This window comes from Methylosinus sp. DMC45, assembly GCF_056313885.1.
The window spans coordinates 18,379-44,001 of sequence record NZ_JBQUZK010000057.1 but is presented as its reverse complement, the minus strand read 5'-3'; the positions used below and the strand labels follow the sequence as shown (position 1 = coordinate 44,001).

General features: G+C 59.9%; 16 protein-coding genes and 3 pseudogenes. 11 read left to right on the top strand and 8 right to left on the bottom strand.

The genetic code is table 11. From position 1 onward, the window contains the following. Positions 1-401: 401 nt before the first annotated feature. On the bottom strand, positions 402-2,183 hold the full coding sequence (locus ACT53T_RS22125) for a WG repeat-containing protein (RefSeq protein WP_476162861.1): 1,782 nt from the start codon (positions 2,181-2,183) through the stop codon (positions 402-404). A 159-nt stretch (positions 2,184-2,342) separates the two neighbouring features. On the opposite strand from ACT53T_RS22125, the gene ACT53T_RS22120 reads away from it, so the two are divergent. Then, a complete protein-coding gene (locus ACT53T_RS22120) occupies positions 2,343-2,525 on the top strand; it encodes a hypothetical protein (RefSeq protein WP_476162860.1) in 183 nt (60 codons plus the stop codon). A gap of 458 nt (positions 2,526-2,983) precedes the next feature. Here ACT53T_RS22120 and ACT53T_RS22115 read toward each other — a convergent pair whose 3' ends face one another. Next, a complete protein-coding gene (locus tag ACT53T_RS22115) occupies positions 2,984-3,118 on the bottom strand; it encodes a hypothetical protein (RefSeq protein ID WP_476162859.1) in 135 nt (44 codons plus the stop codon). Between the two features lie 1,146 nt (positions 3,119-4,264). Beyond that, positions 4,265-4,693 (bottom strand): phasin family protein, encoded by a 429-nt coding sequence (locus ACT53T_RS22110; RefSeq protein WP_476162858.1) that lies wholly within the window; start codon positions 4,691-4,693, stop codon positions 4,265-4,267. A gap of 569 nt (positions 4,694-5,262) precedes the next feature. On the opposite strand from ACT53T_RS22110, the gene ACT53T_RS22105 reads away from it, so the two are divergent. The 7 genes from ACT53T_RS22105 (at position 5,263) to ACT53T_RS22075 (ending at position 15,686) form a co-directional block, all read left to right on the top strand. Beyond that, positions 5,263-5,673, top strand: a complete 411-nt coding sequence (locus ACT53T_RS22105; RefSeq protein WP_476162857.1) for a response regulator — start codon at positions 5,263-5,265, stop codon at positions 5,671-5,673. A 139-nt stretch (positions 5,674-5,812) separates the two neighbouring features. Further along, a complete protein-coding gene (locus tag ACT53T_RS22100) occupies positions 5,813-7,036 on the top strand; it encodes an ATP-binding protein (protein ID WP_476162856.1) in 1,224 nt (407 codons plus the stop codon). A 1,859-nt stretch (positions 7,037-8,895) separates the two neighbouring features. Next, positions 8,896-9,837, top strand: coding sequence for an NADH-quinone oxidoreductase subunit B family protein (locus ACT53T_RS22095; RefSeq protein ID WP_476162855.1), 942 nt, complete (start codon positions 8,896-8,898; stop codon positions 9,835-9,837). Position 9,838: 1 nt separating this feature from the next. Beyond that, positions 9,839-11,362, top strand: a complete 1,524-nt coding sequence (locus ACT53T_RS22090) for a nickel-dependent hydrogenase large subunit (RefSeq protein WP_476162854.1) — start codon at positions 9,839-9,841, stop codon at positions 11,360-11,362. A gap of 13 nt (positions 11,363-11,375) precedes the next feature. Continuing rightward, a complete protein-coding gene (locus ACT53T_RS22085; RefSeq protein ID WP_476162853.1) occupies positions 11,376-11,837 on the top strand; it encodes a hydrogenase maturation protease in 462 nt (153 codons plus the stop codon). Beyond that, complete coding sequence (locus tag ACT53T_RS22080; protein WP_476162852.1) at positions 11,830-14,535, top strand: sensor domain-containing protein; 2,706 nt, start codon at positions 11,830-11,832, stop codon at positions 14,533-14,535. The genes ACT53T_RS22085 and ACT53T_RS22080 overlap by 8 nt, the downstream gene beginning before the upstream one ends. Before the next feature lie 368 nt (positions 14,536-14,903). Then, positions 14,904-15,686 (top strand): hypothetical protein, encoded by a 783-nt coding sequence (locus ACT53T_RS22075; protein WP_476162851.1) that lies wholly within the window; start codon positions 14,904-14,906, stop codon positions 15,684-15,686. Between the two features lie 228 nt (positions 15,687-15,914). Here ACT53T_RS22075 and ACT53T_RS22070 read toward each other — a convergent pair whose 3' ends face one another. The 4 genes and pseudogenes from ACT53T_RS22070 to ACT53T_RS22055 form a co-directional block, all read right to left on the bottom strand. Then, a complete protein-coding gene (locus tag ACT53T_RS22070) occupies positions 15,915-16,244 on the bottom strand; it encodes a cold-shock protein (protein ID WP_476162905.1) in 330 nt (109 codons plus the stop codon). A gap of 604 nt (positions 16,245-16,848) precedes the next feature. After that, positions 16,849-17,610, bottom strand: a pseudogene (locus tag ACT53T_RS22065) (IS5 family transposase). A gap of 63 nt (positions 17,611-17,673) precedes the next feature. Continuing rightward, positions 17,674-17,768: pseudogene (locus ACT53T_RS22060) on the bottom strand (IS6 family transposase); the annotation flags it as partial. A 205-nt stretch (positions 17,769-17,973) separates the two neighbouring features. Then, positions 17,974-19,551, bottom strand: coding sequence for a methyltransferase regulatory domain-containing protein (locus ACT53T_RS22055; protein WP_476162850.1), 1,578 nt, complete (start codon positions 19,549-19,551; stop codon positions 17,974-17,976). 578 nt (positions 19,552-20,129) lie between these two features. Here ACT53T_RS22055 and ACT53T_RS22050 point away from each other — a divergent pair. Beyond that, positions 20,130-22,097, top strand: coding sequence for a YadA family autotransporter adhesin (locus ACT53T_RS22050; protein ID WP_476162849.1), 1,968 nt, complete (start codon positions 20,130-20,132; stop codon positions 22,095-22,097). Positions 22,098-22,115: 18 nt separating this feature from the next. Continuing rightward, complete coding sequence (locus ACT53T_RS22045; RefSeq protein ID WP_476162848.1) at positions 22,116-22,700, top strand: hypothetical protein; 585 nt, start codon at positions 22,116-22,118, stop codon at positions 22,698-22,700. Between the two features lie 638 nt (positions 22,701-23,338). Here ACT53T_RS22045 and ACT53T_RS22040 read toward each other — a convergent pair. After that, a pseudogene (locus tag ACT53T_RS22040) lies at positions 23,339-23,581 on the bottom strand (transposase); the annotation flags it as partial. Positions 23,582-23,843: 262 nt separating this feature from the next. Here ACT53T_RS22040 and ACT53T_RS22035 point away from each other — a divergent pair. Next, the gene (locus tag ACT53T_RS22035; protein ID WP_476162847.1) at positions 23,844-25,610 is read left to right on the top strand and encodes a PQQ-dependent sugar dehydrogenase; all 1,767 of its coding nucleotides are present in this window, start codon (positions 23,844-23,846) and stop codon (positions 25,608-25,610) included. The last annotated feature ends 13 nt before the right edge of the window (positions 25,611-25,623 follow it).

Here is a 25,623-nt window from a genome sequence, read left to right as displayed (position 1 = left end):
CGGTCATGGGAGACGAAGCGTGAGATCGTCCCGCGGCCGGGCCATCTCCGCGACGGATTTGCGCCCGGAGGCGAATGCGAGAGGAAGCGGGCTATTCGCGTTACGAATACGATCTCGCATGAACCATAGCGCGCCTTCGAAGGCCTAAGAGCCGACCCGACCGGGCGTGCGCGTCCATTCAGATCTGGACGTCGCGGTCAGTCACCGCGAGAAGATGCAATCGGCCGCTCGAGGCGCACACGCCTGTGGCTGCGTTCCGCTCGGCGACCTTCGAACCCATTGAACCCGTGGCAGGCGTAGCAAAGGCGGTGGTCGAGGGCCGCGTCGGATAATCGCAACTTTGGCGACGCCATCATTTCATGCGCACGAATGTCGGCTTGGTCCAACAGCTTCCAGCCAGTTCAATCATCGAACGCTTCAATGGCTTTGACCCCGGCCCCATAACAGTCGGCTCGTTCCCCCGGCGGTCCATCGCCGTTCTCATACAAGATGAGCGGTTGGCGGCAGTGGCAGGACCTCTCGTCGCTGATCCTCCCGGCCTTGTCGATCCTGCACCACTCGCGCCGTTCGGGAATCGCCGCCCAAGCCACACCATGATCGAAGGGGCCGACCGCGTCGAATTGTGGCGCGATGAGGAACTTGCCGTCTCCATCGACAAATCCCCACTTGCCTGCCGCCTCGTCGCGTTGCGCGGCTAGGCCCTCGGACATGGGGTAGCGTCGCGGCAATGGACGTGACAGGACAGAGGGATCGCGGGCAAGTTCAGCGACGAGCGCCTTGTCGAGACGAACCCATCCTCTCTCGAGTTCGACTTGATAAGGACTATCAATCAGTTTGTGGGTCATTTTCAGCGGACCGAGCAGAAATTCGCCTTCTCCGTCGATGACGGCCCAAAGGTTGTTGTCGACGACACCGGCTACACCGTCATAAAAGTCGCTGGCTCTGTCGAAGTATTGGTGCGCCAATAATTTTCCGTCGCGCGTAATGTAGCCATATTTACCATTTTTCTCGACTAACGCCTGACCGTCACAGTGCAGCTGCACATATTGGAACCATGTGTCCGGCATCGCCGCGCCCTGCGCGGAAACGATTTTCACCAGTCCGTTTTCGAACAATAGTCGGCGTCCATCGGAACATTGCGGCGGATCTCCGTCCAAGAGTCTCGTTTTGGCCTTGTCGGCCCACACCAACGCCCCATCGACAGACGCCACCAGCTCTTTTTCGAACGAATGAGCCGAGTCCGAAAGACGCACCTTCCTCTTCGTAAGCACAACGCCGTTGGCGTCGACTTCACCTTCCTCGCCCTCGAGGACGTAGGACGCTTTCCCATTGTTGAAAGCGCCGAGCTTGTCGAATTTCGGCTCGATGACGATTTCGCCGACTGAGTTGATAGCCCCCCAGCGTCCGTTTCGTCGCACTGCGGCGCGGTCCACGGCGTCATTGATCCTTCCTACGATCTCGAAGACGCCATCGCCGACAGTCGTTCCGTCTAACCGTGTCAATCGCCACCCCCCGTTGTAACCGGGAAGTTCGTTCGACCAGAACATCGTGCTCGGCTTGTTGGAAAACGGCATCACCTGTTCGTATTTCGGCTCGATCAGCCAAGCGCCGCCTGGCGCAACGACGCCCCATTTATTGCCCGTCGGATTAAAGGCGTGAATGGAAACAGAGTTGAGCGAATCGAGGCGCCGATATCCGAAGTAGTCATTATCCCTGGTGGAGAGGGCGGAGAGAAAGGCGTTATTCGACAGTCGCACAATCACGCCATAGAGGGCCGGCAATATTATTTTGCCGTCGCCGTTGACAACCCCGATCCGGCCCCTGTCCATGAACAGGGCCATGTCGCCATCGAAAGCGCTCATCTTTTCGTAGATCGGCGGAATGACGATTTCGCCCTTCTCGTTGATGGCGCCGTATTTCTTGTCCTTTAGAACGACGGCGCGCCGCTCAAAAAAGCGATCCGCCCAATCGAACTCCGGGCCGACGATAACCTTGCCGGCGGCGTCGACATAGCCGCATTTCGCACCTTCAAAACGGCAGGAGGGGATCGGCGGCCCACCGCCATATGCGGCTCCCATAAGAGCTGCGGCGAACACCGCTACAGCGAGCTTCAACCTCGCCCGTACGTTCTTCTTGCTCGGGTTGCCGCGTTGTTCGCAGTCGGCGTTTGAAAGGGATGTCATCGACGTGATTCTAGCGCGAACAGATCCAATTTAGCTAGACGAATTCGTTCCGATTTTATGGGCTGTGATGCGATCCGCCGCACCGCGATCGGAAAGGCGACAAACGGGATGACCTGCTCCCGGTCGCGCCACCAGCCCTGCGCGATCGACGGATATTTCTTGCCCCAGGCGGAAGCGCAGGGACTGGAGATCGTGCGCCTCCACCAGACGCTGGAGGATTGGCGAGATCGCCGACGGCTGGCCGACGCCGCGGGTTGGCCGACGCTCGCCACGCACGTCATCGGCGTCGAAATCCGCGCGGTGGAGCGGGAGATCGCCCGGCGAGTCCGCGAGTTGTTTTGAGGTCGCGCCGACGCGAATGGCGGACCCCGCATCCGACGACGCCGATCCGCGGCCGCATCGACGGGGCGACGCCGATCTGCGATGGCCGACCACGGTCACGGACGCCGGTATCGGCGGCGCGCGCGGGCGACGCGAATTTCGCGGAACAGGGCGTTATGGAACCTCACGAAAAGTCGGCGTTTTGCAAGGTTCTCGTCTGAAGCTGCATAGCAACGTTCCCCGCGGAGTGACGCCGTCAATCCTGGCCCTCTATGATACGATGCGCTCGTTCGCGCGGAGCAAATTCCGCGTGGTGATCGTCCGTTCCAAGCTACTTTTGACGACGCTGTTCGTTGGCAGGGTTCTCGATCCGCATCAGGCCAGAGTTCACAGTCGCGAGCACATGTCCAAAATCAAATTTTGCCCAACAATGTTTGCGAAAAAGCCCCGCTGGCGTTGGACGGCAGGGGGCATCCGGGTCAATTCTCGCTGCGCTGGGCAATGCCGCCGCCGCGATCCTTTTCGAGAAGGGCATCCCGCGCCATCCGCAGAAAATATTCAGCCATCGGTTCGATCGCGCCCACCTCGGGCCGCAGATAGTCGATCAGCCCCAAGAGCGATCCCAACTGGTCGACCTCTGTTGCGGGAGCCAGTAACGACGTGGGTCTCTCTAATTGCCGCATCAGATTTCCCCTTGCAAACAAGGCACTTACTCGCGTAAACAACTTTAAGGCTAAAACGTGGCATAAGACAATCTAAGTATTAATACGTAGTCATTGCCAAACGGTCGGCGGCATGCCTCGTGTGGCTGAAATGCCCGCGTCTGCGACGCCCATCCGATTTCGGACGCCCTTGGTTCCTCGGGCGGTAGTCGGATCTTAAGAATCCACGTGCGTCTCAAGCGGGCCGCGATCGTGCTGGCACCTGTCCGCTGGACGAATCGTCCGATCGGCGTTCAGGGCGGGAGCCACGAGCATCCTCTCGGAGCTGTGTTCATCGGTTCGGGACTGGGGCCGCGGGCCGGAACAATCGATCCGATCAGCGCCTTCGGCTATTTCAACGTCGCCTGCACTGATAAGGTTCAACTGACGACCGCGGTGCTCCGCGTTTCCGCGCATTTCCTAATTCTTGAACTGCCCGCAATGCGCGCTCGTTGTCCCTGTGCGAGCTTAGACGCCGATTGCGCAGCGAGGACGGGTTCTCGGAGGCGTGGGCGAAACGCCGAGCCGCAGCGCGTGCCTCTGAGAGAGCAATCGCAAATCGCGCGCCGGTAGTTCTCATCACCAGCCAGATAACACGCGACCGGCTGGGCTTTGAATTCCCGCAGGAAGTCGACTTCGAATCCCTCTACGCAACGGGCGCCGTCTTTTTGCGAAGAGATCCGGCCCCCGTGCCGGGCGCCGCGGATTACCGCGATAGCGGCTCAGGCGGCGCTCTCTAGGCGGGGCGTCGCCGTGCAGATCGTCCCGGTCGACATCTCGCACACCATAAGCCCTTTGACGTCGGTGTGACGGACGTGTTCCGCGCCAAGGACGGATATTACGCGCTGGCCGAATGCGACGCGTCGTTGCTGGGCTCGGCTGCGATTTCGCATGTGCCAATTCTATCCGCAACGTGCGACGAACATCTAGATCGATAGCGACGCCACGCATCTTGGATGTCGGCATCGCCGCGGTCATCTACGAGGGATACGCTGTCGTTCGACGAGCTGCGCAGCGACATGGAAGACGACGCCGGCGAATGGTCCCGATGCCGTTGCTTCAATCGGTTTCGCGCGTTCGTCGAACATGAAGGGCAAGCCGTTCGGCCTCTTCTTTGGCGCTGGCGCCTACTTTGTCCGTGGCCTCGGAAGCCGACTTGATCGCCTGCTCCGTCGTACTCCGGGCCGAAACGAAGCTTTCCTTGGCGAGATTGGAACACAGCTCCCCAACGCGCGAGGCTCTGGTGAAGAAATTGCCATACGCATTTCGGCAGAACTCGGACTGAAGTTCCAGGACTTCGTCGACTTTCTGCGCCCGTAACAAATTCTCGAAATAGGCCCGGCCGTTGTCCAGGGATTGCTTGGAATATTCAGTCGCTTCCACCGCGAGCGCGGTGAGTCCTCTCGCCGTCGAATTGGCCGCGGAATTAAACGCCTCCAATTGAGTTTTCCCGAGCTTGCGAAGGTCATCGAAGTCAAGATCGGCCACTACCGCTCCCTCCAAGCTCGGTCGTATATCTAAATCACAAGGCGTGACGCCGCCTGCGAGGCAATCTTGGGAACGGCGCGCCTGCTGGCAAATCGGGGAATTTACGTAATCTATGACCTGACCCGTCACGGACGCGCATTACCGAGACGGCGCCCGCCAGCGACGTGCTGTGGGCTCTTCCAGCCCCGTCAGCGCCGTCATCGCACGGCAAGAACTTTCGATGGTTTACCGGACGACTGCGAGCCTCGTACCGCGGTTTGCCACCCTGGCTCCAGCCTTCAAAATGGCACACGCCTCAGCTTAGAGGCGGAGTTTCCATACCGCCATCGGGGCGGATCCTTGGTCCCGCCACATCGCTTTCCTCATGTCCGAATCTCCGCCTTTAATGTCCTTTCGGAAATTCGACCTGACTGCGAGTATCCGAGGCGCAAATTTCGCCTGCTTCGTGACAGCGAACCGCCGAGACCAGCTCGGGCCGCCGATATCCAAGCTTGCTATTTAGTCCGGAATAGCAACTGTTGTTGTCGATGAATGGCGACCTTCCGTCGCACAGCGCGGGTAGGATACCAATGCACACTGCGCTTCACCCCCTTTGCCGGGTCTTGGGCGTCGATGACGACCACGACGTCGCAGACAGTCTCGGCGCCTTCCTGGAATGCTTGGGCGTGGAGGTTCGGATCGTGTATTCGGGCGCGGACGCTCTCGCCGCCATCCCCGAATTCATGCCAGCCCTCGTTTTTTTGGATATCGCTATGCCGGTCATGAACGGACTCGAGACGGCGTCCCGGATTCGCCAGCTGCCAGAAGGAAAGGATCTCGATCTCGTCGCGTTGACGGCATGGGGCGACATCGCGACGCGAAAGGCGGCCCAAGAAATGGGCTTTGACCATTACGTCGTGAAGCCGATGCAAATTGACCTCGTGGAAGCTCTGATCAGCTCTGTCTGCGCCAGAGCATCGACAAAAAAACTCGACTGCTGATCGCATTCGACGAACATAAAATCCGACTTTGTCCTGCAATCTGCAAGACCTAGATTCGGGTCGAGCGATCGTCAGTGAACTCGAGCCAAAGTTCGGATTCATCGAGCCGTCGCGACCGCCACTCGCAGGAGTGCTGCCCATGTTTTCCGCGCTGAACGACTGGCTATTCGGCGCCTCCGGCGTAACACCGCATGGCTTCTGCCTTCTCTGGGAGACAGGACTCGTTTGGCTATTCGCGATTTCGGACACGGTGATCGCGCTCGCCTATTTCTCGATCCCACTCGCACTCGTTATCGTCGGCAAGCGACGAGGCGATCTTGTATATCGGCCTCTGCTATGGCTATTCGCCGGCTTCATTTTATTGTGCGGCGCGTCACATTGGCTCGACGTCATGACGATTTGGACGCCGATCTACGGCTTTCAAGGTATCGTAAAAGCAGCGACCGCCGCCGCATCTACGATCACTGCAATTACGCTGTGGTGGGCCTTGCCGAGTTTCCTCGCGCTTCCATCGTCCGATCAACTACACAAGGCCAATGTGGCGCTGATCGAAAGTGAGGAACGTCTGGCGCGTGCGAAAAAAATGGAGGCTCTAGGTCGATTGACGGGAGGCATCGCTCATGATTTCAACAATGTGTTGCAGGTCGTTGCGACTTCTATTGCAGTCATCGACCGTCAAAGCGCACACGCTCGACGGGGCGACATCAAACCCTCGGTCGAGGCAATAAAAAAGGCATCCATAACGGCCGCTAATCTAGTCAACCGTCTGTTGGCTTTCTCCCGGCGACAAGACCTCAAGCCTCGCGTCGTCGAGCCCGAGAAGCTCATTCTCGGCGTCGAGGACATTTTGCGACGTACTCTCGGGTCGGAGATCAAGCTCGACCTGCATCTCCACGACAGCCGATGGAACGTGATCTGTGATCCGTCTCAGCTCGAGAGTGTTCTGCTCAATCTCACGATCAACGCGCGGGACGCGATGCCGACCGGCGGCGCGGTCACGATCACTACGACAGACCTCACGTCGATTGCCGACCCGTCCGACCCAGAAGCTCAGATAGGCGATTACGTCGAGATAGAAGTGAAAGATTCCGGAGTCGGCATGAGCCCAGATGTGGTCGCCCGAGCATTCGAGCCTTTCTTCACGACCAAGCCGGCGGACAGGGGGACCGGCCTCGGGTTGTCGCAAACTTACGGTTTCGTAAGACAATCGGGCGGGTTCGTGCAGATTCAGAGTCGTCCTGGTGAGGGCACAAGCGTCCAGATATATATGCCAAAATGCACCGCTTCGATCGAATCGATCGGCGACGACAGTCCGGTTTCGGAAAACGTCGCAAACGAAAAACCGGAGCACTACGATACCTGACAGTGGCGTGCTCGGAGAGCCACCCGTTCCGGCTCATTGTACGCACACCTCGATCGGAGGTCGACGTAACTCGCTCGCCACTTTGTTCGGTTCGATTGCCACTCGGCGTAACCGGACAGTCCTCCCCCTGTCCAGCTACGCCGAGCCTTTTGTTTACGCAGCGAGTGTCGAAAATATATGGAGTTTTCGAACACGCGGCGCGCGATCGCTTTTCGCCGATTCGATTTACCCTTTCCAGGCCGAATATTTACCGAATGGGAGGGTTCGAATTCGCGTCAAGGACGCGCTTCGTGCGACGCTTCAGAGCCTCGATGTTCCAGAGGTTTGAAAAGGCGAGGACACTCCTATTTCGGAAGGCGATGGCGGATTACCCGGGGCCATCGTCGCCGCCTTCCTTAGACTTCAGGCCGGCAGATAGCGGGGCTTTTTTTTGCGATCTTTGGGAGAGGGAAAGCTACAAAATGGATTAAACTCGCGCGGCGCAATATGGGCGCCCCGAAAAGCGCGAGAGGATCATCGGCGAAGCTGTCGCGGATGAGATCAAACGCGAAAAGAGCGCGATCGTTTCGAGTATGGACGAGACGGGATCCTGCATCGGCGGCTCGATCTTCATCGAGCCGGTCGAAACAGCTGCCGCCAGGAATGATAGAGCGGATAGGTGTCCTCGTTCCCGTCCGTCACACAATCCTCGTGGGACCTGTGCGCGACACAGATCGAAGGGTCGTGCGGGTAATCGAGAACCAGCGCCGCGCCTCGAGCCAGGATTTCCGCCTCCCCGATGGGTTCCGGGCCAATTCGTTGTCCTCCCAGGACTTCTCCGTTCTTCACCGCGAAAACGAATATCGCGGGCCCGGGAAGTAGATGCCCGAAAATGCGAGACGCTTCCCGAGTGGTCAATATGATCGCATCCGGCGAGGCCCCATGCGGCCGAAGGATCATCCGCGGTAGGAGAGACTCCACTAGAGCTGCGCCTTGTTCAGATGGGAAGGATAGCCCTGCCTTCGAGCAAACAAACCCCGCGGTGAGCAAGTTGGCTTGACCATGAGGGCCCGCGATATGGAGCCCCTCGATCTAGCGACCCTAACCGCAGAACCGACGGTGGGCGTCGCAAGCCGCTCGCTGCCGAACTGCTACACCACCAGTGGGGGCATGACCCTGCTTACTTCCGCCTCCGTAAGCACAATAGACCCTGGAAAATCGCGTCGTAGCGCCGCTCGCGTAGCATCTTCGGTCCGAATAAAAGCGGAAAGACTGGAAAAGAACAGGCATGCCTTCCCTTTTTCCTCACTAGCGCCGACTTAAGCGTAGAAAAACCTCATTGACTCGAACGCCTTCGATGAATTACGCCAAGACCTGATTGGGAACACGCCCTGGTCAATGGATGAACTGCTCGCGCTGGTTCCCCGGTCGATACCTTTGAACACGTTTTATTCCCGAGCCCCAGTCTGAACACTCGATCGAGTCGCAGCGGCGCGGCTCTTCCGTTCATCGTAGCTCAACTTTTCTCTCGTATTTGATCATCTAAATGGGCGCTCGGACGGCGGTCTGGCGCGCGTCCGAATTCTTCTCTTTCTAATCCTTTTCAAAAGCGCAGCTGTCGCGCTCGGTGACGCAATGGAAGGCGGACAGACGGAGCTATGGGTCACAGCGCCATGACCCGCCGCGGATAGATTAATCTCTCGTTCTCGCTCGGAGTCCGACAGGGAGAGGGATATTATTCGTCGCGCGCGCGCCAGCCATCGCGCGCGACGGGGTCAGCGACGACCAAAGCCGCGTTACCGACGGAAATGCCGTACCCGCATTCGGCTTTCATTCATCGAGGCAGACGAGCAGCACTCGACAGATCGAAGGAGAGGCGATTGAAGACGTTGTTTTGGCTCCAGACAGGAGCGTGCGGCGGCGATACTCTCGCGATCCTCAACGCGGAATCGCCCAGCTTCGAACAGCTCCTGACTTCCTACGGAATCGAGCTTCTCTGGCATCCCTCACTATCGCATGCGCCAACCGCCCGCTTTGATCTGCTGCTCGACGCCGTCGTCTCCGGCGCGCAAAGGCTCGATATTCTCTGCGTCGAAGGCAGCATCGTCACGGCGCCGCGCGGCACCGGGCTGTACGACAGCTACAAAGGGCGAGCTCGGATGGAGATTGCGCGCACGCTAGCTGAACACGCGGATTTCGTCGTCGCAATGGGCACGTGCTCCAGCTTCGGCGGCATTCACGCTGCGAACCCCAATCCGTCCGATTGCATCGGCCTGCAATTCGATCACGACGCGCCCGGCGGCCTTTTTCCTGCGGCATGGCGTTCGCGCGGCGGCATGCCGGTCATCAATATCGCGGGCTGTCCGGCCCATCCTCACGCGATGACACAAACCCTCGCGGCGATCGCAGAGGGCGTGCCGCTCGGCCTCGACGCGCTCAACCGCCCGAGCGCTTTTTTCAGCTCGCTCGTTCATCAGGGCTGCACGCGCAATGAATATCACGAATATAACGTGGAAGACGTTCAATTGGGCGGCCACGCCTGCCTATTCTTTAACCTGGGCTGCCAGGGACCGATGACCCAGGCGGTCTGCAACAGCGATCTTTGGAATGGGGTGAGCAGCAAAACGCGGGCGGGCGTCCCTTGCTTCGGCTGCACGGCGCCGAATTTCCCACGCGAGGTCGATCTTTTCGCAACTGCGAAGATCGGCGACATCCCCCTGCGCCTGCCCGTCGGAGTCGAGCGCGCCCGCTACATGGCGTACAAGAACCTCGCCCGCGCTGCAGCGCCCGCGCGCGTCCGAAAGAAGGAAATGGACGTCTGACATGGCGCGAGTCGAGCTCAACGTCAGCCTCAATCGAGTGGAAGGCGATCTCGAAATCCGCGTGACGCTCGATAATGGCGTTGTCGCCGAGGCCCGCACCGTGGGCACGATGTATCGCGGCTTCGAGCAGATTCTCATCGGCCGCGCGCCGCGAGACGCGCTGGTGATCACTCCACGCGTTTGCGGAATTTGCAGCACATCGCATCTTTATTCCGCTGCGCTCGCCTTGGAACAAGTTTGGCGGACGTCGCCGCCGCCCAACGCCGTGCGAATCCGCAATCTCTGCCTGATGGCCGAAGGTCTTCAGAACGATCTGCGCCAAACATTTCTGTTCTTCGCCCCCGATTTCTGCAATGCGCGTTACGCGGGCGAGCCCTGGTTCGACGAGATAGCCGCAGCCTTCCAGCCGTTTCGCGGCGCGATCTATCTCGAGACGCTCGCCATGACACGGAAAATCGTGCAGGTCATCGCGCATTTCGGCGGACAATGGCCGCACTCCTCCTACATGGCGCCGGGCGGCGTCACGCTTCCGGCCGATTTGCGACGAATCTCCGCTTGCCGGGCCGCGCTGGACGAGGTCCAGCGGTGGTATGAGCGCCGCATCGTCGGAGCGCCGCTCGAACGATGGCTTGCACTCGACCGCGCAGAGGATTTCTTCGCTTTGCTCGAGACGCCTGCTCATGCAACGAGCGCTCTCGGGATGCTCAGCCGCTGCATCCGCGCGCTGGGCCTTCATCGTTCGGCTGCCGGCGCCGGACATATGCTGAGCTATGGCGCTTGGCGCGATCCGGACGCCGATACGACCGACTCCGGTACGACATTGCTTCCCTCGGGATTTTACGACGCCAACAGCAACGTGATCGCTCCCCTCGATCAGGCGCAGATCACCGAGCACGTCCGCTACTCATGGTTTCAACACTACGAGGGCGGCCGACATCCATGGAATGGCGAGACCATACCCAATTTCCAGCCGAGCGGCGATCGCTACACATGGGCCAAGGCGCCACGCTATGGCGACAAGGTCGTTCAGACCGGTCCGCTGGCGGAACTGCTCATCGGCGGCGATCCGCTGATCGGGTCGCTCTACGCTCTGGAAGGCGGCAGCGCCTGGTTGCGGCAGTTCGCGCGGACGCGTCGTGTCGCCCATGAATTCCTGCACGCACGCCGCATGCTCGATGCGCTCGCCGGCAATCTCGAAGGCGAACACTTCGTAGAGCCTGCCAACGAAACGGACGGCGAAGGGCACGGTCTAATTATGGCGGCACGTGGGGCTCTGGGCCATTGGGTCAAGATCAAGAACGGCGTCATCGAGAAATATCAGATCATCACGCCGACCGCCTGGAATGCCTCCCCTCGCGACAGTGCAGGTCAACCGGGACACTGGGAGCAGAGTCTTATCGGCGTCGAAATCAAAGACCTCGACGATCCGATCGAAATCGGCCACATTATTCGGTCTCATGACCCCTGCCTGGTCTGCACTGTCCATATGCTGGACACCGGCAGGAAGATCCACTTCAACGCATGAGCAGGACCCATCAGTGATTCGGCGGCACATCATCTTTTTTGGAAACCCATTACACGGGGATGATGGCTTCGGCGCGGCCGTCTATGCTCTGCTGGCGGCACGCGAGCGTCCTGTCGGTCTACGTTTGACGGAAGCGGGCGCGCCGGGTCCGGCTGCATTGGCGCTGTTTCAGGACTTTGACGAAGTCATTATCGTCGATGCTCTCTCCCCAGCAGGCGCGCCAGGGCGCATCAGCCGCCCGTCCGTCACCTCTATCATCGAGGAAGGAACGATCGCCGGACACGGTCAAGGCCTCGGCTATCTGCTGCGGGCGCTCATGGCCTTGCAAGAGGTCACGCCGCGGGTCGAGATCATCGGCGCCGAAGTCGCTGCCGTGACGCCATTTCGTTTGGAACTTTCGGCGCCGGTCGCTCGCGCGGCGGCCCAGGTCGCCGAACTGCTCGGCTCCTATTTCGAGGAGCGCGCTCATGTCTGACGTCGCTGAAGCGCTCGAAATCGAGAGCCTGCGCGCCGAGGTCGAGACATTGCGCCTCGCCAACGCCGCCCTTCAGGAGCAGTTGAGTATCGACGCGGCGGAGACCGACAAGATGCTGCGCACGCTGGAGCAGCAGGCCGAGGCGTTGCAGGACGCAAACCGGCGGCGTTCCAACCAGGCCGACTTCACCCAGCGTGTCATGGACACATCCAGCGCCTTGATGGTCGTTCTGGGACCAGAGGGACGGATACGGCAAGTCAATCGTCGCTTCGACGCCGAGTTGCGGATGGCGGAAGGCGAAATTGGAGGACGCGTTCTCGACGAATGGTTCCCGGCGGACGAAAGAGCCCAACTGGCGCAATCGCTCGGATGGCTGCCCTGGCCGGCGCACTCCCCGCTATTCGAAGCATTGCGTTCAGTGGGATCATACAGCGCCGAACACCGGTTGCTCGGCAAGGACGGGCGTTACCGCTTCTATTGGTTGGAGGCGAGCCTCCAACATGATCCCAAAGGAAAAGAGGAAGGCGCCGTCGTCTGCGCCACCGACATCACGGCGCTCAAGAAGCAGCGTGACGCGCTGCTCGACAGCGAACGCCAGCTCCGAGAGGCGCAGCGCATCGCTCAGTTGGGGCGCTGGGAGCTCGATCTCATCACCCTCGACATGGTCCATTGGTCGGACGAGCTGGCGCAAATGTGCGAACTGAACGCGCCACCAAAAGACTACGACGCTTTTCTCGCGCTCGTTCATCCAGACGAGCGACATGCGATCGACGAAGCCTTTCGCGCGTCGATACGAGAACGCAGCCTCTTCTCGTCGAGCTTTCGCCTCAACTTGGCGAGTGGACGCGCAAAATGGGCAGAATTGCGGGGCGTCACTCAATACGATGCGGATGGAAAGCCATTGCTTTCGACCGGGACATTGCAGGATGTCACCCCTCAGCGAACATCCGCAGAAGCATTGAGTCTCGCCGCGAGCGTTTTCGACACCAGCCTGAATGGGGTGGTTATCACCGACGCCGAGTCGCGGATAGTCAAGGCGAATCCCGCAGTCGGTCGCATTCTGGGCTACGCACTCGAGGACCTCATCGGAAAGCGGACCAGCGTCTTCAAATCGAAACGGCACGATTCCTCCTTTTACGAGGAGCTTTGGGCCAAGCTGAAACGCGAAGGTGAATGGCAGGGCGAGATTTGGGATCGTTGTAAAAATGGCGAGGTCGTTCCGCTCTGGCAGAGCATTTCGGTGGTGCGCGATGCACATGGAAATGCGAAAAACTATATTGGCGTCTTCTATGATCTGACCGAGCAGAAGCGCTCGGCTGCGCATATCCACCATCTCGCCTATTATGATTCGCTCACTGATCTACCCAATCGACGACTGTTCAACGATCGATGCGAGGCCGCCCTGAAAGCCGCCAAAAGAAGTGGAAAGAAACTCTGTCTGCTGTTTCTCGATCTCGATCGCTTCAAGAACATCAACGACACTCTTGGACATCCCACGGGCGATGAGCTCCTTCGCGCCGTCGCGGAGCGACTGACGCGGTGTTTACACCGAACGGACCTGGTCGCCCGACACGGCGGCGACGAATTCATCGTCTTGCTGCGCGACATCGACAATCCGCAGGAGGCTGAAAAGATCGCGCGTAAAATCTCGAGAACGTTGGCCGAGCCTTTCGGGATCGACGGGCACCGATTGGAGGTCCATACGTCCATCGGCGTCAGCTTCTATCCTGGCGATGGCGATGATCCCGCAACCCTGATCAAAAACGCCGACCTCGCCATGTATCGAGCGAAGGAGGAAGGGCGAGGGAAACTCCTCTTTTATTCGGCGGACTTTGCCGATCAGGCCAGAGAGCGGCTGTTTCTCGAAGGCGAATTGCGTGGGGCGCTCGAACGTGACGAGCTCTGCCTTCACTATCAGCCGCAATTCGCCCTCGCTGACGGTGTGCTCATGGGCTCAGAAGCGCTTATGCGCTGGCGCCATCCACAGCGCGGATGGATTCCGCCCGACGAATTCATCCCCATCGCCGAGGAAACGGGCCTCATCATCTCGCTCGGCGAATGGGCGCTACGCGAGGCCTGCCGTCAGACGATGGAATGGATGCGCAAGGGGCTCGGCCTGCATCGCGTGGCTGTGAACGTCTCTGGCGTCCAGATCGAAAACTCGGATTTTGTGGAAACGGTTGCCGACATTTTGATGGAAACCGGACTGCCGTCAGAATATCTGGAGCTGGAAATCACCGAGACCTATATCATGCGAAGGGCCGAGCAGAACGCGAAGGCGCTGGACAGCCTTCGCGCTTTCGGCTTGTCGCTCGCTATCGACGACTTCGGCGCCGGACAGTCCTCTTTAGCCTATCTGAAGCGCCTGCCCGTCAACAAGCTGAAGATCGATCGATCGTTCATCAGCGATCTTCAAGCTGGAGAGAATGGGGCGGCGATCACTCGCGCCATCGTCGCTCTCGGCCACAGCCTGCATTTGAAGGTTCTCGCAGAAGGGATAGAGACAAGCTTTCAAGCCCAGTTTCTCAAGGAACTGGGCTGCGACGACGGCCAGGGCTATTTGTTCGCGCGCCCAGTCGACGCCGACGGCATGGAAGGCATTTTTTTGCGCCTCGGCGCCGCCCAGCCCTTGACCCGCCTTTTGTCGAAACTAGACCGAGCGGAGCAAACGACGAGCCGCGCTTCGGCCACCTCGTGATCGAGGCTCGTGTTTCCGTCGATGACGCGTTCTCCGAGGCCTCGAGCGCGGTTTTTTTCCATCGAATTTTTGCTTTCGGAAAATTTCCGGAATCGAAATCAAGACGCCCCCCGACAAAATTTTTCGGCCGGCCAATGGAGTTGAAAATCGCCCTCGTCGACGAGAGAGGCATTGCGCCCGCCGTTCAAAGAGATCTTATCAGAAGCCCGATTGGTTCCCTTGCTCGGCCTAGCCGAAACGATCACGCGGAATCGCTCACGTCCGAGCTTAAGTAGGTATTATTTCGTATATTTCCGTTTTTTAACTGTCTATTCACGAAGATCGCCGCAGCCTCATGCCATTATCTTCTCATATTTTGGAGCACAACCATGTGGCGAATTTTCAACGCTTTCTGCATGCTGTCTGTTGTGGCTCTGCTCGGTTTGCATGACGGACAGGCGCGATCCAGTCCGGAACGGCTACAATGGCAATCAGACCACACGGATTGCGGCAAGCGAGAGCGCGGCGCACTCGACGCCTCCGCCAGCTTCTTCGGCGGCACGGCATCGGCCGGCCCAGTCTCGCATTGGTCTCCACCTGCCGAAATCGAGCGCGGAATTCTCGTTTGGCAGCCTCCTTGGGAGATCGCTCCCGCCCGGACCATCACCAACGTCGCCGGAACCTCGACCCCGCTTTCCGTGCGGAATTGGGCTCCCCCTGCAGAAATTGTCACGATAGCCAAGGGCCGCCGCTCGCCCGTCGCCAACCGCACTCGCGTCTGGCAGCCGCCGGTGGAAATCGCCTTTACGAAAACCGCCGACCTCGACGTCGAACCAGTCGCGAGCCTCGGTGTTCCCAACTCGTCCGAATTACCCGCCTCGGGATGGGCGCATCCAACCGAGATAGCGGCCGAGGAGCCCGCCATCGAGCACAGATCTTCGTTCACAAGCGACGCTCGCGACTGGCGGCCGCCGGCCGAGATCGCTTCGACGAAAGCCCTTTCCGATGACGTCGACGACATCACAGAAGCGGCCATTAGCGGTTCGCTCGGCCGGCGGCGTTCCAATTGGGCTCTTCCGGCCGAGATTTCCAAATTCTTGCCGCCTTCGCTCGGCTCCACGATCGCCAACGGCGCGCTGGTTTGGCGGCCACCGGCCGAGATCGCGAAATGAACCAAACGGCCGCTCCCGCGAAAACGCTGGCGGCCGTTTCTTCCCGGCATCGCAACACGCGCATCCACCGAACCAGGCGTTACTCGCCTGGGCAATGCGCCGTCTCGAAACGGCCCTGATGATCTCCCAAGTCCCGACAAAATAATCAGATCTCGCGCGGAAAGCGCTTTGGCTTTTATCATCGAAACGAAAACGTCGACACCGGCGAAGCAACCGGAATCGTTTGCACTATTTCGTGGGCAAGCGCCTCACAAAGGTGAGTGCAGCTTCCAAGATTTTGCGCCGTAATTCATCATCGCCGAACGCAATCGAACTCGCACGCACCCAACCCCGCATTCGTCGGCCGCGCGATATTATGGGAACGACGCCATCGCAATTCAACGCCCAGCCATCGTCGTCGGGATCAAGCCTCGCCAGCATGCCGTCGTAGCGAGCGCCGCACAAGAGGTTCCCATTCAGAAGAAACACACGCCCGCCGAACATCGCGCGTTCGGACAATGCTCGCTCTGCGGCGAGATCCTCTCGTAACAGCTCTTCGAGACCTTCATCGCGCGCCATTGAAAAATATTCTGCCATGCCGTCCGCACAAAGGGAAGAGAATAGCCATAGGTCTTTGCCGAGAACTTCGAGATCGCTCCGGACTCTCGTTGCGGGTCACGACATTCCCCTCGCGACGCATTCTGCGCCTTGCTGAGCGCAGCTGGTCAAGGGGACATAGGGGATTGAAATTGAGCCCAAGCGTCGTCAGGCTGCGGCCAGTCCGGCCGATGTTCAGACGGCCAGCCAGCCGCGCAAACCCGGCGGTGACCATCGCGACGAAGGGCAAGCGGGACGCTCCCGGGTCGCGCTGCGCCTTTCTCCCATCTGCGAGGAATCGTCGGCCCGTCGATCGGAGGCCCACTCTGGTGGGGTTAACGCATCAATGGCGTACGCGCGTCTTTGCGGCTTTTTGTACCGCCTCCTTTCTCGCTCGCACCCCTTTCGTCTGTGCCGCCTTGCATGCGGCGGCGGAACGGCCGACTGTTTTCGTCTCGGCGGCCTTTCTCGTAGCGGATGAGCGTTCCCCACGGGATCTAGTCCGCACAGCGTTCTCGGACTGTCGAGAAAGCGCCTCATGCGACACTGAATTCGCTTTTCGAACTCTGGAACCTAGGCTCAGGACTCATTGATTGAGATAGAAGGCGACAGTGGCGGCGATGCATACGGCCGAGAAGAAGGCGTGCGCGCATCGATCGTAACGAGTGGCGATGCGCCGCCAGTCTTTGAGCTTGGCGAAGAGGTTCTCGATCTTGTGACGTTGCCGGTAGAGCGCCTTGTCGTAATCGAGAGGCTTCTTACGGCTCTTCGTCGGGGGAATGCAGGGTTTGGTCCCGCGCTCCGCGAGCGCCTGGCGAAACCAGTCGCTGTCGTAGCCGCGATCGGCGATCAGGGCCGAGGACGGCGGCAGCGCCTCGAGCATCAGCCTCGCGCCTTTGTGATCGCTCATCTGCCCTTCGGTCAGCATCATGACGAGCGGCTTGCCGGCGCCGTCGCAGACGACGTGGAGCTTGGAGTTCAGCCCGCCTTTCGTGCGGCCGATACAGCGGGAAAGAGCCCCTTTTTTAGGAGGCTCGCCGCCGTCCGATGCGCCTTCAAATGAGTGGAGTCGATCATGATCCGCTCCGGTTTCGGCCCTTCTCCTGCGAGCGCGGCAAAGATGCGATCGAAGACGCCGAGCCGGCTCCATCGGATGAAGCGATTGTAGAGCGTCTTGGGCGGTCCATACTCCTTCGGGGCGTCCTTCCATTGCAGGCCGTTCTTGATAACGTAGACGATCCCGCTGACCACGCGGCGTGTCGTCCACCCGCGGCACGCCGTGCGCCAAGGGAAAATGAGGGGAAATTCGCGCCATCTGCGTTTCGCTCAGCAAAAACAAATCACCCATCAAAGCCTCCATATCGGAGACCTTGAATCACGCCTTACTCGAAATTAATAGGTCCTGAGCCTAGCGCTTGATGGTCGTATGCATAAAGACAAGCCGCGCTCGTCCATCATTTCCACGAGATCTCGACAGCTGCGATTGTATCGCAGAAACCAGCGCATACAGAGAACGATGATCTCACGTCGGAATGGCCGCCTTTTTGAAAAGATCGTTCGCACTCAGCATCACCCGTTAACCCCGCGTCGGGATGCGCCCATACACGGATTGTGTCCCGCTCACGCCGTTTGCACCAGAACCGCTAAAGCTGAAAAAGCGGCGCTGATCACGCGCAATCAGCTTGGGATCGAAGGAGCTGATCTCACCTCCTTAGCCAATAAGGCAAGAGTTCCGCAGGCAATCGGAAAGAACACGGTCAACGTGTTCGCTCGCGCACCGTTCTATACCACTTTGCTCTGTCATAGTTTTCCCATCGTTCTGGAATGAAAGCTTCCTCGCCGCCTCCGCGTCTACGACTGCGGAGATTAGCGCGGCTCGGTCGTTCGTTCCATCCAAAAGGGGAACCACGACCTGAGCTACCACGTCGAGTTCAATGCGTTCATGGCGTAAATTGGCGGAGCTCGTGGCCCCTGTAGCTGCGTCTTGCCGCAACATAGGGCATGCGATGGGGCGGACCGACAATACTCTTGCCGACTTCGTCGGGTCCACGGAAGGCGTTAAAATGTTGGCAATCAACATTTTGAACAGTCCATCGGCCAGGGTGGCGCGCGTAAGGATTTCGGAGGATTCTCCGAGTTCCGCCCCAAGTTCGTTTAGCGAACTCGACCCCGGCAGGCGTGCGATCAGAGTCTCTGTCGCTCTCCTCATTTTCGGATCGCTAGTCGCGAATCGCGCCCCGGTTCCATCCACGAATATATGCTGGCTATTCTCCTCGCGCGAAAAAGCGAAATCGGGGCGTGCGGAGAAATGCAGGTTCGCGATGGCCTCAGGGATCAAATGGCGAACGCATGATTCTGCACGATCCTTATGGACGAGAAGCGTTTGCCTAAATGTTCGACCTGTAAAAATATCGATATGCTGTTCCAGCGAGATAAGTTGATCGCCCGCAAGGGCGCGCAGCAATGGGGCGGCCGACGGAGTGATGTTTTCAGGAAGCATCGAGGAAAGGTCGGCTTCGCCGAGAAAGGCGAGACGTTGCGAAGCGGCCTCCTGCATGAAGTCGCTGAAGGTGCAGGGCTCGTTACAATCTTCGAGAAACTCATGGCCAATGTAGGAATCGGCCATCCCTTTCAGTTGAGCGGCTTCGAGGCGGAAGATTCGTCCCCAGTTGCTCTCGCACGCGGTGTTTTGCTCGAGGAATTCGAGCAACGAACGCGCTTTCGCGACTCGCGAGCGCAGGGAACCGTCCGAAGAGATGTGTAGTGCGAGGGCGTCCCGAACAGTCTGGCGGAGACGCCACCCAGGAAGCACGTTGTAGCTTACGAAAGCGATTCCATTCGGAGCGAGATTTTCTCGCGCTATGCGCAGGATCGCGCGGCGCACCGGGGCGGGTACCCAGCTGTAGACACCGTGACAGATGATGTAGTCGAATGCGCCGTCTTTCAGACTCAAGTCGGTCAAACTCTGCCGCCGCAAGCGGATATTGGAAAGGCCCAGTCGCGCGATGCGCCCGGAGCCTTCGTCAACCTGGCGAGGCGAAAGGTCGATCCCTAGAAAACGGCCATTCGGGTGACGTGCTGCGAGAGGGATCAGATTTCCGCCTGCAGCACAGCCGAGTTCGAGCACCCGCGCCGTCGCAGGTGGCGGGGACTCCAGCTTGAAGATTCTAGCGATCGCCGCGAGCCGGGCCGGATGGGTCTGAGGAAATGGATACGAAGCATAGGGGAGATCGTCGTAGGACGCGGCGTTGCGGGCGATTTGATTCTCGACCGTCGGCAGAGACCGCATGTTCGTCGTTCTCCAGCTCCTTCGATTCGCCTTTCTAGTAAGCCGACGGGGGCGAGCAAAGCGCGTCAAACTGCGTAGAGGGCGGCCGCTCATCTCACAAGCTGTGGCAAACGGGCATACCTACGTATATACGACAGAATTTTGCCGTTATCAGCAACACTTCATAAGTGTCAATACTATTAAATCAAGCGAATTGAAGCACACGTACGGTTGCCAGCGCGTCACATCACCCCGAAAATTACGAAGGTCTATCATTCCGAATTGACGCGAACTCAGCACGAACATTATGTTTGTTTCGGGCGCGTTTCTGTAGTGTTGCCATCCGCGAATAATGATCAGACCCCCCTTCGACTCGTCAAGGAAAGCTGCAGCCTTTGCTCCTTGTGACGATGCCTTTGCAACATCTGCTGATGGAACGATTGTCTCGGAGATGCGGACAAAAACCCCACCGATTCGTGAACACTGCAGCCCAGAAAAGACACTGTCATTGATCCCCAATTGGACAGTAACTCAGAGTTCGTTGTCCGTACTATCTTTATAGCCGCCGCCTCAGAGCGGCATTTCATGGAGACATATTCATGCTTTCGGGTCCAAAATTCATGAAGCGCAGCTCACTTCGTCACTCATTGTTCAGTGGCGCAGCCATGCTGACGACGGCCATCCCTTTCGCGCCATCGCCATTTGCGCTCGGTGGCGCGGCGGCGGTGACAATCGGGATCACGCTTGCGGCTTCGCCAGCGAATGCGGTCATTTGCACAAATGCGGGCGCCGGACCAGCTGTCGCAGGCAATGATAGCAATCTCGCCGTCAACACTGCCTGCGGTACCGGCGCAGTGGCGGGTCCCACCGTGGACGGCACGCCAGGCAACACTGCACTCGGGTCGGGGGCCTTTGCCGATGGCGATAGCACCGCCGTAGGCACGAACTCGAAAGCGACAGCGGCAGGCGTCGCAGTCGGCACGAATGCGAATGCGCCGGCCTTCGTGTCGACTGCGGTGGGTTTCGGTTCCAATGCTCTCGGCACGGCGGACGCCGCTTACGGTTTCGGCGCTAAGGCGGACAGTAGCGCTGCGCCGCTCAGCGGGGCTGTCGCCGTGGGGTTCGGAGCCAATGCGACCGGTGGCGGCACGGTTGCGATCGGCGGTCTCGGCGTGAACGGCGCGCCGGCGACACAAGCTCAAGCGCTCGGCAACGATAACACCGCGGTCGGTGCAAGTTCGCTCGCCGGAGGAAACGGGGCCGTACAAGCTTCTGCTTTCGGATCCCAGGCGGCCGCGACCGGTACAAATTCAGTAGCTGTCGGATTCCAGTCGAAAGCCGTCAATGTGAATGACGTCGCGATTGGCGGGCTCGCCAATTCGAGCGGCGGTGGTGTGGCGATCGGCGCATTCGCGAACTCCACGGGCACGAATGCGGTGGGCGTCGGTCCGGCGTCGAACGCGACCGGAACTGCGGCGGTAGCCGTGGGCAATCTGGCCAATGCCAGTGGCGCGCGCAGCACCGCTCTCGGTTTCAACACCAAGGCGACCGGGCAGGACGCGACAGCGCTCGGGGACGGAACGACAGCCTCCGGCGCGTTCTCCACCGCGATCGGCGGCTCTAACGCCAAAGCAGTTGGCTTAGAAGACGTCGCAATCGGCGCCAACACGGTGGCGAATGGCACCTTCTCCTCAGCGGTCGGCAACAACAATCAGGCCAACGGCGTTCAGGCCAGCGCATTCGGCAGTGGCAATACGGCTTCGAGCGCGACGTCGACAGCTCTCGGTGCGAATAACACGGCCTCTGGGATCTCCGCGACGGCCATTGGCCAAGGCAACACGGCGAGCGGCGCCAACTCTTTCGCCGCTGGCTCCGGCAGTACAGCCTCGGGAACGAACGGCATCGCGATCGGCAAGAGCGCCGTCGCAGGTCCCGGAGCGGACACAATCGCCATCGGCACCAACGCGAGGGCGACGAACTCGGTCGCGATCGGCCTCAACGCCTCGGCAGCCAACGGCGGCACGGCGATCGGCGATAATACGGTCGCCACTGGAACGCTTTCCACCGCTCTCGGCAATAATGCAAAAGCGACGGCGACGAATTCGACTGCGCTCGGCAACAATGCTCAGACGGCCGTGCAGAACGAGTTCCTGCTCGGAAACGCAGCCAACACCTATACCGCTCCCGGCATAACTTCTGCCGCGAGTTCGGCCAGACAAACCGGCCCAACCTTCTTCACGACAACCGATGCGCAGGGTCATCTCGCTACGTCGGCGTTTGGTCCTCAAGATATCGCCGCTCTTCAGGGGCAGGTATATGAGTTGAACAGAGGCCTCCGCCGCGCGTATGAAGGGACGGCAATCGCCTTGGCCGCCGCGACTACTGCGCTGCCGGACAACAAAAATTTTGCCGTTTCGGCTCACTGGGGTGGCTTCCGCGGCGAGAACGCGATCGGCGCGACGGCTTTGGCTCGCGTGACAGAAAATCTGATTGTGGACGGCGGCATCGGCGTGGGTCTATCTCGGGGCGGCGTCGGCGGCAGAGTAGGCGCAACCTTTGCGTGGTGAAATTTCGGAAGGTGTTTAATGACCAGATCTCGTTTGAGTGTTTTCTTTTCGCTTGCGGCCTTTTTGGCCGCAAGCGTTTCGTTCACGCATGCGGAAACGCAAAAGCACCAGCCCAAAGCGGCGCAGATCGACAAGAACGGAGTGATGATCTTGATAAGATCGACGCTCATAGCGCTCGATCAGGGGAATAAAACCGGCAATTACACAGTGCTGCGCGATATCGCAGCGCCCGGCTTCGCGGCCTCGAACAATCCGGCGCGGCTCGCAGAAATTTTCGCCAACCTCCGTCGGGAGAAGGTCGATTTGTCCGGCGTACTCGTGCTCGAACCTCAACTCACGACCTTGCCAGAGTTGGACGAGCACGGAATGATGCATTTCGCTGGCGTATTTCCCTCCGTCCCTTTGCAAGTCAATTTCGAACTTCTATTCGCCCCGGTGGATGGGCAGTGGAGGCTCTTCGGAGTTTCGACAAATCTCGGCTCAGCGACTCCTGTGGCCCCTCCAACTCCGGAGGCCGCCAACGCGGCGAAGCCGGGTCCGACAGCGGAGCGTAAGCCAGTCTCGGGCACATCTGGTTCGAGGCCGTCCTTGCCAGCGCGATAAACTCTGATTTTTAAAAGGCGTCTCCAAGAGGCTCTGGTGCAAACGGCGTGAGCGGGACGTAATCCGTGTGTAGGCGCATCCCTACGCGGGTGTAATCGGGTTGATGCTGAGTGCGGACGATCATTTCAACGGCGGCCATTTCGACCGCGAGATCGTCATTCTCTGCGTGCACTGAAATCGGCGATATAAGCTCAGCTTTCGATATCTCGTGGAAATGATGGACGAACGCGGCTTGTCTTTATCCCATATGACCATCATACCTCGACCATCACGCCCTGGGTTCAGCGCTATGTTCCAGAGTTCGAAAAGCGGTGGAACCGCTTCGCGCGCCGGGTCGGCGGATCGTGGCGCGTCGAAGAGACTTACGACAAGATCAAACGCCGATGCTATCTCTACCGCGCGGTCGACCAGACATGAAACGGTGGGCCTTTTGCTACGCACCAAACGAGATGTCTCCGCTGCCCAAAGCGTTTTTCCGTCGAGTCTTCGCTAGGCAAAGACTCCCGCCGCGCAAAATCACGCTCGACGGATATCAGGCGTCACATCGTGCAGCGCGCGAGATCGTGTCCCAGCGCGTGGTGTAGCTGGATCGAGGCGGACACTGAGATTTCCGCCTTTGGCCGGCAGGAACAGGCGGTCACGGCGGACAGCCTGACGATGGGATCATCGCTCAAAGACGCGATGGTTTCCAGCGTCATATAGCGACCGCGCTGCACGGCCGATACGTCGTTTGTCGCGAGCGGGATCGCGCCGACGAGACGGTGTCCTCGTCGGGAAAGATGCCGACGACCTCTCTGCGGCGTTCGATCTTCGCCATTCACCCGCTCGAGACCATTCGTCGAATAGATCTTCTGCCAATGGTCCTTGGGAAAGGTCATATATCCACCTCCCTCCGTGTTCGTTCCTGCGACATAACAACAATTGCCGTGGAGTGGTTCCTTTCGAAAGCGAAGCACCAAGAGCGCGCCTGCTGGGGCCTCGCAGAGTAGCTTCAAGTCCAACGGTCGTTGTCACGGAACGGACGGAACCTCTCATTGAGAGCGGTCGTTTTCCAATGGCGCATCGACGATGTCCCAGAGCCGAAGCGTGGCCTAGAGCGCCGATGATGGGATCCCACGCGCCGCCGTCGACTTCGAGGAGAGCATGATGAAGTTGGCGAATTCCTCCCGCCGCCGCGCCTTTGCCCTAGCCGGGGGCGCCGTCGTCTCGTCCTGCGTCGCATTCGCGCCCGCCCGGGCCGAGGGGGCGAAAAGCCCCTGCGCCGAATATGCCGGCCTCTCGTTGCCGGAAGGCTTCTGCGCCACAGTGTTCGCCGACCATGTCGGACATGCGCGCCAGATGGTGGTCGCGCCCAATGGCACGCTCTATGTCAACAGCTGGAGCGGAGTCTATTACGGGAACGACAAGCCGCATGACGGCAGATTTCTCGTCGCGCTGAAGGATACGAAAGGGAGCGGTAAGGCCGACATCTCGCTCCGCTTCGGTCCGAGCGTCACCGAGGGCGCGCATGGCGGAACCGGCATCTGGCGCTACAAACATTGGATCTACGCCGAAGCGAACGACAAGATCGTGCGCTATGACATCGGCTCAGGTCCGCCGGCCGCCGATGCGCGCCCGGAGATTGTCCTCTCCGGCATGCCGATCACCGGCGATCATCCCATGCACCCCTTCTCTATCGACGGCGAAGGCAATCTCTTCGTTTCCATGGGATCGGCGACCAATGACTGCGAGGCGAAGAACCGGATGCCGCATTCCGTCGGCAACGACCCCTGCGCGGAGTTGGAGACGCGCGCCGGCGTCTGGCGCTATCGCGCGGACGCGCTCAGTCAGACCTTCTCGCCGAAAGAGCGCTATTTTTCGGGTAGTCGCAACACCGAGGGCTTTGATTTCGACTCGGCCGGGCGTCTCTTCGTCACACAGCACGGTCGCGACCAGCTGCATGAGGACTGGCCCGAGCTCTTCACCGCCGAACAGGGCTTCGAGCTTCCGGCCGAACAAATGATGATCGCGAAGCAGGGCGCCTGGTATGGCTGGCCAAACTGCTACTTCGATCCGCGCCGCCGCAAGCTCGTCCTCTCGCCGGAATATGGCGGTGACGGCGAGAAGATCGGCGTATGCGAGCAGGCGGAGGCGCCGGTCGCATATTACCCGGCGCATTGGGCGCCGAATGATCTGAAAATCTATAGTGGCTCGCTCTTCCCGAAGGCCTATTCGGGCGGCGCCTTCATCGCCTTTCACGGCTCGTGGAATCGCGCGCCGGGGCCGCAGGGAGGCTATAATGTCGTGTTCCAGCCGCTCGCCGACGGCAAGCCCACGGGCGATTACATCGTCTTCGCCGACGGCTTTGCCGGGCGCTACAAGGAGCCGGGGCGCGCCGCGCATCGGCCGAGCGGGCTCGCCGTCGCCCCCGACGGTACACTCTTCATCTCCGACGATCAGGCCGGACGCATCTGGCGCGTGACCTATGTCGGCGACAGGAGCGCGCCGATCGCCGCCGCGCCGGCTGTCCACGCCCTATCGGCCGCGTCGCCCATGGCCGAGCCGCCCGAGGGCGTTCATCCGGACGCCTCGGCGCAAAGCGTGCTCCCGGTTCCGCCCGGCTCGAGCGCGCAAGAAGTGGCGCTCGGCAAAAAGATCTTTCACGGGGAGGCGGGCGGCGCAACATGCGCTGGATGCCATGGCGCGGATGGCGTCGGGACGCCGGTCGGCGCGGCGCTGAACACGGGCTCATGGCTCTGGTCGGACGGCAGCCTCGCGGGACTCACCAAGACGATCGAGGACGGCGTCACTGAGCCCAAGCAACATACGGGCGCCATGCCTCCGCTCGGAGGGGTCGCACTGTCGAAAGCGAACATTGAGGCGGTCGCCGCCTATGTCTGGGCGCTGGGGCATCGATCCGACCGCCGATGAAGAGAGTCGTCTC